Raw genomic sequence first — 7,966 nt, 5'->3', positions numbered from 1 at the left:
GTCGTCGTCCCCCGTCAGCATGTCTCGCTCCTCGTACCCGGATCGCGCGGTTGATCCGCGCCGGGCCCAGCCTACCAACTCCCCCGCGTCGCCGGATCGATCCGCGCGGCCGTCGGTGGGTTGGACCGCGCTGGAGTGGTCACGGCCAGGGTGCGGCCTCAGCCGCGACCGGCGCCGCGTAGCCGGAGGTAGAGCAGGGCCGCCCCGGTGACCACCACCGGCCAGATCAGGTAGACACCGGTCATGACCAGCAGGAACAACACCACGCCGATGGTCGCGGCGGCGGCGTACCAGGCCCGGCTGCGCCGGGGCAGCAGCCGCAGTGCCGCCGCGACGCCGATGACGTAGACGGTGACGAAGGAGCCGGTCGCGAGCAGGACCAGCGGCCGGGTGCCCAGCCCGGCGGCGACCACCACGGCCAGGGCCAGGAACGCCAGGGCGGCGGTGACGGCGAGGCTGCGCCGGGGTACCTCACCGGCCACACTGCCCCGGGTGAGCCAGCCGGGCAGCGCACCGTCGCGGCCGAGCGCCGCGCCGAGCTTCGCCGCACCGGCGTAGTAGGCGTTCATCGCGCCGAAGGTGAGCAGCAGCGCCGCCCCGGCGGCCAGCCAACGGGCGTCGCCGCCGAGCGCGACGGCGAACAGCTCGCCCAGCGGCGCGTCGGCCCCGGCCGCCGCCGACCCGAGCACCGCGATGGTCGCAACGGCCACCCCCAGGTAAAGCGCGCCGACCACCACGACCGCCGCGGTGGTGGCCCGCGGCAGGTCCCGCGCCGGTCGGCGGAACTCACCGGTGAGGTGGGTGATCGCCTCCCAACCGACGAAGCTCCACATCAGCAGTGCGGCGGCCGGGCCGATCGCGGTCCAGCCGTGCGGGGCGAACGGCCGGAGGTTGCCGGCGGAGGCGTGCGGCAGCGAGAGCAGCACGGCCAGCAGGAGGAAGGCGACCAGGACGCCGGCCAGGGCGAGCTGCACCCGCCCGGCCAGCTGCACGCCCGAGTGGTTGGTGATGGTGACCGCGGCCATCAGCAGCACGGCGGTGACCGCCACGGTGGCCCGGCCGCCGCCGATCGCGGCTTCGACGTACGCGCCGCCGAACAGCGCCGCCGCGGTGGCGCCGGGCGGCACCGCGAAGTAGAAGCACCAACCGACGACGGCCGCGGCCCGCGGTCCGAAGGCCATCCGGGCGTACGTCGAGACGCCGCCCGCGTCCGGGTAGCGGGAGCCGAGCGCGGCGAAGGTCGCCGCCAGCGGGGCGGAAAGAACGACGAGCAGCAGCCAGGCGAGCAGCGACGCGGGGCCGGCCGCCTCGGCCGCCAGCGCGGGAAGCGCGATCACCCCGGTGCCCAGCACGGCACCGACGTAGAGCGCGGTGCCCTGGGCGGCGGTCAGCCGACCGCCGGCCACCGGCGCGGGTTGGGTCTGAGTCATGGGACCACCGTCGTCGGGTACGGCCGGACGGGACAGTCGGATTGGCGCCGAGCTGCGTTAGATTCCTGCCATGCGTACGCACGTCGTCGCGGTGGCGGTGACCGACAACCTGCCGATCTTCGAGCTGGCGGTGCCGCAGGAGGTGTTCGGCACGGACCGGCGTGACATCGCCGACCCGTGGTACGAGATGCGCCTGTGCGCGGCCGAGCCCGGCCCGTTGCGCACCACCGGGGGTTCCTGGCTCGACCCGGCGTACGGCCTGGACGATCTTGTCGAGGCCGACACGGTGCTGGTGCCCGGCTGCGCCCGTCCGACCCAGATCGATCCGCCCGCCGGTCTGGTCGAGGCGTTGCGGGTGGCGTACGCCCGGGGCAAGCGCATCGTGGGCATCTGCACCGGCGCGTACGCCATCGCCGCGGCGGGTCTGCTCGACGGCCGCCGCGCGACGACGCACTGGATGAACGCGCAGGACTTCGCGGCCCGGTTCCCGCTCGTCGACCTCGACCCCCGGGTGCTGTACGTGGACGAGGGCAACATCCTCACCTCGGCGGGTACGGCCGCTGCCATCGACCTGTGCCTGCACCTGGTCCGGCAGGACCACGGCGCCGCGGTGGCCCACGAGGTCGCCCGGCGGATGGTGGTGGCACCGCAGCGCGCCGCCGATCACACCCAGTACCCGGCACCGCCGGTGCGGGGTGTCTCCCCCGCCGACCTCGGCCCGGTGCTGGAGTGGGCCCGAGGTCGGCTCGATCAGCCGCTGTCGGTGAACGACCTGGCCCGCGCGGCGAACCTGAGCCCCCGCACCCTGGCCCGGCGGTTCCGCGACACCCTCGGCACCACGCCGCTGCAGTGGCTGCTGGAGCAACGGGTCCGGCTGGCGCAGGAACTGCTGGAGACCACGGACGACCCGGTGGAGCGGATCGCCCACCGCACCGGCTTCGGCACCGGCGCGAACCTGCGCCAGCACTTCGGGCGGATCAGCGGGATGACCCCGCAGACCTACCGGCACGTCTTCCGGTACCGGGTCGCCACGACCGCGCGGCGCACCGCCCAGCCGCAGCCGAACGGCTTGGCCACCCTTCGGTGATGACGCCCCGGCCGATTCTGGCGCCGATGACCGACGCCCATGCCCAGGACGTGGTCGGCATCTACCGGCACGGGATCGCCACCGGCAACGCCACCTTCGAAACCGAACCACCCACCTGGGACCGCTTCACCGCCACCCGCCTGCCTGGGCACCGCTGGGTCGCCCTCGACCCCGCCGATCCGGGCACCGTGCTCGGCTGGGTCGCGTGCAGCGCGGTTTCCGACCGCTGCGTATACGCGGGAGTCGTGGAGCACTCCGTCTACGTCCACCCCGACGCGCAGGGGCGGGGCGTCGGGCGACTCCTGCTTCAAGGACTGGTCGACTCCACCGAACGGGCCGGGATCTGGACCATCCAATCCGGGGTCTTCCCCGAGAACACCGCCAGCCTCGCCCTGCACCGCGCCTGCGGCTTCCGCGCCATCGGCACCCGCGAACGCCTCGGCCGCCACCACGACCGCTGGCGTGACGTCATCCTCATCGAACGCCGCAGCCCCACCGTCGCCTGAGCCTCCCAGCCGTACCCAGGCGTCAGTGGGGTCGGCCCGAAGACGTCCAGCTTTGCTGGTGCAGTCTTTCGATGCCGTCGAGCAGCAGGTCCAGCGCGAACTCGAACTCGAACTGGTCGTCGCAGCCCTGCCCCACGACCGACGCGTCGTCGTGGGACGCGGCCGTGGCGATCTCCGCGAGGTGCGGGAACCGGGTCGCGACCTCCGGCGGTAGGGCGGCCGGCGGTTCTGGGATGGTCGCGCCGGACCGGCCGGCGTTCCGGGCGGCGTCGAACAGCTCCTGGCTGAAGCCCAGGATCCGACTGCCCATCACGTGCATCACGTGGTGGGCGAGGTTGGCGGAGAACCCGCCGGCCCGGATCGTCCCGACCATCGAGTCGAGGTACGCGAGGATGGCCGGCGTCGCCATGTTCCGCGACTCGATCGCGAGCGGCGCCCAGGGGTGGCGCAGCAGCACCTGCCGGGCCGAGAGGATGCGTTCGCGGACCGTGTGCTTCCAGTCGGCGTCGGGCACCAACGGGTCGATCTCGCTGACAACCACGTCGATCATGCCGTCGAGCAGTTCGTCCTTGTTGGCCACGTGCTTGTAGAGGGCCATCGGCACGACGCCCAGATCCTGGGCGAGGTTGCGCATGCTGAGGGACTCGATCCCGGCCTCATCTGCCAGCGCGACGGCGGCGCGCAGGATCCGGTCCCTGCTCAGCGGCGCCCGGCGCAGCACTTCAGCCTGCTCAGCCATCTCGGTCCTCGTCTTTCTGTGGCGGTTAGACCATAACCGCCTTGACAGGTGTACGGCGTACACCTACATTCATGCACATGAGGTGTACGCCGTACACCGGAGGGGAGGGAAAGATGAAGGCGATCGTCCAGGACCGGTACGGCCCGCCGGAGACACTCACGCTCGCGGACATCGACACACCGGTGCCAGCCGCCGACGAGGTGCTCGTGCGGGTCGAGGCTGCCGCGCTCAACGCGTACGACTGGCATGTCATGCGGGGCGATCCCCGGATGGCGCGGTTGGCCCTGGGCCGATCGCGGCCCCGGGCGCGCATCCGTGGCCGCGACTTCGCCGGCCGGGTCGAGGCCGTCGGCAGCGACGTCCAAGGGGTACGCCCGGGAGACGCCGTCTTCGGTGATCTCGGCGACGCCAACGGCGCGTTCGCCGAGTACGTATGCGTGCCCGCGACGATGGTCGCGCCGAAGCCGGCGAACCTGACGCCGCAGCAGGCCGCCGCCCTGCCGCTGGCCGGTGTCACCGCGCTCATGGGGCTGCGCGACGTCGGCCAGGTCCAGCCCGGCCACCGTGTCCTCATCAACGGCGCCTCCGGCGGCGTCGGCACCCTGGCCGTCCAACTGGCGAAGGTGCTCGGTGCCACCGTGACCGGGGTGTGCAGCACCCGCAACGTCGAACTGGTCCGCTCCCTCGGCGCCGACCACGTCGTCGACTACACCCGCGACGACTTCACCCACGACGCCCGCCGCCACGACGTCGTGTTCGACCTGGTCGGCAACCGCTCACTCACCGCGCTCCGGCGGGCGCTGACTCCGACCGGGACCCTGGTCCTCTCCGGGGGCGGCGTGTACGGCGGGGGCAGTCTCATCGGACCGGTCTGGCTCCTCGCCCGCGGGCGGCTGCTGGCGCCCTTCGTCCGACACCGCATCGTCGCACTCAGCACGGCACCCAGCCGGCAACACCTCGACACGCTCCGCACCCACGCCGAGTCCGGCCGGCTCACCCCGGCCATCGACCGGAGCTACCCGCTCCACGAGGTACCCGAGGCCATCCGGTACCTCGAAGGTGAGCACGCGCGATCCAAAGTGGTCGTCACCATCTGAGGTCAACCGCGGCTGCGGCCAGTTCACGCTCGGCAGCGAGTTCCGGTGACCATCCTACCGATCGGTGTATGTACATAAGTGAGCAGACGATCACTCCCGCGGCAGGCATCGTTGTCCTCTCCGATATCGCGAGGAGGTGATGTCATGAAGAAGCTCACGGTGCGCCGGCTGGAGTCGGTGAAGACCAGCGCTGTCGCTGCTGCGTGCGTTGTCTCCTGACGGTGATGCCCCACGCGAAGGCCGGCACCCGGATGGCAACTCCGGGTGCCGGCCTTCATCGACCCCGCCTGCCAAATGAGCGAAAAGGACGACGAACCATGGCCGGCTATCCGCCAGACACACTTGTCAGAGTGCGCCCCTTCGACCACCGGCCGGAGGGCGACGCCGTCATCATCGGCGACGTCGAACGGCAGGTGTTCCTGTCCATCCCCGTCGAAGGGCTGGACCTCCTCCACTCGCTGGCCGCCGGCAAGTCGGTGGGCGAGGCGGTTCGCCTGTACGAAGAGAAGTACTCCGAGACGCCCGACATCACCGATTTCCTGGACGCCCTCGGTGACGAGGGCTTCGTCGAGATCGACGAGAAGATCGCGGCTGCCGTCGCCGGCCCGGTCGCCGCCGCGACTCCGGCTCGCAAACCCCGGCGCAGCTGGAGCCTGAACTGGATCAGCCCGACTGTCGCCCGCCGCCTGGTCAGCCTCCCGGTGATGATCGCCTGCGTCCTGATCGTCGCGGCCGGGGTGTACCTCGTCGTGGACGATCCAGGTCTGCTGCCGACGCCCGGCGAGACGCTGCTGTTCCCCATCCACTTCGCGGCCCTGACCTGGGCGACGTTCATCCTGACGCTGGTCGGGGTCGCGATCCACGAGGCCGCTCACATGATCGCGGCGCGGGCGGCCGGCGTGCCGTCGAGGCTCGTCATCGGCAACCAGCTGTACATCCTGGTGGTCCAGACCGACATGAGCGGCATCTGGTTGGCACCGAAACGCCAGCGCTTCGTCGCGTTCATCGCCGGCACGCTCATCGACGGGGTACTCGCCTCGTCCTTCGTTCTCGCGCTGTGGGCGAATCGGCACGGTTACCTGCAGCTGCCGGAGTGGGTCGGGCTGCTGCTGACGGCACTGTTGTTCACGTACCTGGTCCGGATCATCTGGCAGTCGTTCCTGTTCATGCGTACCGACGGCTACTACATCGTCGCCACGGCCCTGGGCTGCCGGAACCTGATGTCCGACACCGAGGACTTCCTGCGCAACCTGGTGCGGCGGCGCAAGTCCCGGGTGGACCAGTCGGGGGTGCCGAAGCGGGAGATGCGGATCGTCCGGTGGTACTCCGTCGCGTGGCTCGGTGGGCGCCTGATAGCGCTCCTGATGCTGGTCTTCGTCGGCATCCCACTCCTGTGGGGGTTCCTGTACCAGTTCATCCTCTTCGCCACCGGCCAGGATTCCATGATGGGATCCATCGACTTCGTCACCGTGGCGGTCATCGGCGTCCTCCTCGACGGTGGCGGCCTGCTGCTGTGGGGGCGCAGCCTCTACCAGAGCACGCGGGAGCGCCGCCGCCGGCAGGCCATCCGGTCGGATCGAGCCAAGGCGCGAGCGGCAATGCCCGCAGCACCGGCGAACACCGCCGCGCTCGCGGCGCCGGTCGTGGAGCCGAGCGGCCAGCAGTGAACCTCTCCGACTCCCCTTGCAGCCGGTCGTGGCCGCAAGGGGAGTCGAGGGCGTAGCAGGCCCGCTCAGGTCGGGGGCAGGCCCATACGCTCCATGATGTATCCGACGATGATGCGGGGGTTGGCGACGATCGCCCCGCACGGCGATTTCCGGATCATCTTGCGATCGGTGAAGCGTTGCAGGAACAGGCCGACGCGGGACCGGGTCGTGCCAATCATCGCGGCGTAGTCCTCGTGGCGGAGCTTCAGGCCGATCCGAACGTCCTGGCCGGTGCTCGTGCCGAAGCTCTGTGCCATGTCGAGCAGGCACATCGCCAGCCGGGCCTCGCTGTCGGAGATGGCATGTTGCAACAGCAGCGATCGGTGCCGGCGGGCTTTCAATATTTGACTGTGCTGCCACACGTCGAAAACATTCGCGTCACGCAGGAGGCTGTGCAGAACGGCGCTTTCCACCCCGATAAGTTTCGTCGCGGTTACGGCGGCGGGAGTGTACTGACTCGGCATACCGGGAAGCGAATCCTCGCCGAAATACTCGTTTGTCGACAACACGTCGAGGATGGTCCGACGCCCGGTCGGAGAGTAATGCTCCAGACATACCGCACCACTTTCGATGAGATAGACGCGGCCGTCGGTCGCGCCCGGCTGGTGCAGCAGTTCGCCGCAAGCTAGTTCGACCCGGCGGGTCGGGATGGCAAGTGAGCGGAGAGTGGGCTTTATGCCCTCCATCAGACGAACAGTAAGCTCGGATCCTCGCGGAACGAGCATGTCGTCGAGGACGCTCGCGACGGTCTGCGTACTGGTCATGGTCATCGCTTCTCGCACCGTTCAGATCCGCCGTCAGCTCGGTACCGGTAGCCAGAACGCGGTCTTTGAGCGGGCAGTGGGTCCTCGGGCGCGGGCCGCCGGCGACCCGCCCCGTCCGGCCTCGACGACTGGCACCGACCAGGTCGGGAGAGAGCGCGCGAGAGACTCTGAGAACGAATTTTGTCGTGGCCGGCGTGAATTGCGGGAGGCCCGCCGGTGGGACCCAGGTAAACCCCTCCGAGGTTCACCGATGCCGCTGCCGCTGCCGTTGCTTACGGCTGCTGCCTGCCCGGCGGCAATCAATGCCGCCACATCGTTGAGTCGGTGTGCTCAGTGTCAGACACACAGCGGTCCCCCCAGGAATCCGTGCCGGACTGCTAATGATCTTGATTTCTGTTCCTGTTACGCTAGCGAGTTGCCCGGCCTTCCGTCTGTCGCGCGTTTAACCCGCACCGGCGAACCGAACGGTTCCCCAAATATGGCCACCCGGTCAGGATCAGCCGAATCCGGCGAGTACATCAGCCAATGGGAATGACAGCCCATCTATCGCGCTCAGTGTGATTCGGGATGATCAGGACAAGTCGCAGCGTCACCGTTCGGCACCCGCCTCGCGACTCGCCCACGGGACACTGCCGTC

General features: G+C 70.0%; 7 protein-coding genes. 4 read left to right on the top strand and 3 right to left on the bottom strand.

Annotated elements, in window-relative coordinates:
• Positions 1 to 158 precede the first annotated feature (158 nt).
• Complete coding sequence (locus AB0M52_RS05695) at positions 159 to 1,430, bottom strand: amino acid permease (protein ID WP_363949337.1); 1,272 nt, start codon at positions 1,428 to 1,430, stop codon at positions 159 to 161.
• 70 nt (positions 1,431 to 1,500) lie between these two features.
• Here AB0M52_RS05695 and AB0M52_RS05690 point away from each other — a divergent pair, with 70 nt between their 5' ends.
• On the top strand, positions 1,501 to 2,517 hold the full coding sequence (locus tag AB0M52_RS05690) for a helix-turn-helix domain-containing protein (protein WP_363949334.1): 1,017 nt from the start codon (positions 1,501 to 1,503) through the stop codon (positions 2,515 to 2,517).
• Between the two features lie 26 nt (positions 2,518 to 2,543).
• The gene (locus AB0M52_RS05685) at positions 2,544 to 3,023 is read left to right on the top strand and encodes an N-acetyltransferase family protein (protein WP_363949332.1); all 480 of its coding nucleotides are present in this window, start codon (positions 2,544 to 2,546) and stop codon (positions 3,021 to 3,023) included.
• Between the two features lie 22 nt (positions 3,024 to 3,045).
• On the opposite strand, the gene AB0M52_RS05680 is transcribed toward AB0M52_RS05685, so the two are convergent.
• Complete coding sequence (locus AB0M52_RS05680) at positions 3,046 to 3,762, bottom strand: TetR/AcrR family transcriptional regulator C-terminal domain-containing protein (protein ID WP_363949329.1); 717 nt, start codon at positions 3,760 to 3,762, stop codon at positions 3,046 to 3,048.
• Positions 3,763 to 3,875: 113 nt separating this feature from the next.
• Here AB0M52_RS05680 and AB0M52_RS05675 point away from each other — a divergent pair, with 113 nt between their 5' ends.
• Together AB0M52_RS05675 and AB0M52_RS05670 are read left to right on the top strand one after the other, a co-directional pair.
• Positions 3,876 to 4,859 (top strand): NAD(P)-dependent alcohol dehydrogenase, encoded by a 984-nt coding sequence (locus tag AB0M52_RS05675; protein ID WP_363949327.1) that lies wholly within the window; start codon positions 3,876 to 3,878, stop codon positions 4,857 to 4,859.
• Positions 4,860 to 5,209: 350 nt separating this feature from the next.
• Complete coding sequence (locus tag AB0M52_RS05670) at positions 5,210 to 6,526, top strand: hypothetical protein (protein ID WP_363949324.1); 1,317 nt, start codon at positions 5,210 to 5,212, stop codon at positions 6,524 to 6,526.
• Between the two features lie 65 nt (positions 6,527 to 6,591).
• Here the strand turns inward: AB0M52_RS05670 and AB0M52_RS05665 are convergent, their stop codons facing one another.
• A complete protein-coding gene (locus AB0M52_RS05665) occupies positions 6,592 to 7,329 on the bottom strand; it encodes a Crp/Fnr family transcriptional regulator (RefSeq protein ID WP_363949322.1) in 738 nt (245 codons plus the stop codon).
• Positions 7,330 to 7,966 lie beyond the last annotated feature (637 nt).

Origin of the sequence: Micromonospora sp. NPDC051296, assembly GCF_040682255.1 — a bacterium.
GTDB classification, from domain to species: Bacteria; Actinomycetota; Actinomycetes; order Mycobacteriales; family Micromonosporaceae; genus Micromonospora; species Micromonospora craterilacus.
The sequence above is the reverse complement of the archived record's forward strand: the minus strand, read 5'-3'. Positions and strand labels throughout refer to the sequence as shown.

Coding starts and splice junctions, on each gene's coding strand:
- AB0M52_RS05685 (WP_363949332.1), top strand. CDS start 2,544: ATGACCGACGCCCATGCCCAGGACGTGGTCGGCATCTACCGGCACGGG.
- AB0M52_RS05680 (WP_363949329.1), bottom strand. CDS start 3,762: ATGGCTGAGCAGGCTGAAGTGCTGCGCCGGGCGCCGCTGAGCAGGGAC.
- AB0M52_RS05675 (WP_363949327.1), top strand. CDS start 3,876: ATGAAGGCGATCGTCCAGGACCGGTACGGCCCGCCGGAGACACTCACG.
- AB0M52_RS05665 (WP_363949322.1), bottom strand. CDS start 7,329: ATGACCAGTACGCAGACCGTCGCGAGCGTCCTCGACGACATGCTCGTT.
- AB0M52_RS05690 (WP_363949334.1), top strand. CDS start 1,501: ATGCGTACGCACGTCGTCGCGGTGGCGGTGACCGACAACCTGCCGATC.
- AB0M52_RS05695 (WP_363949337.1), bottom strand. CDS start 1,430: ATGACTCAGACCCAACCCGCGCCGGTGGCCGGCGGTCGGCTGACCGCC.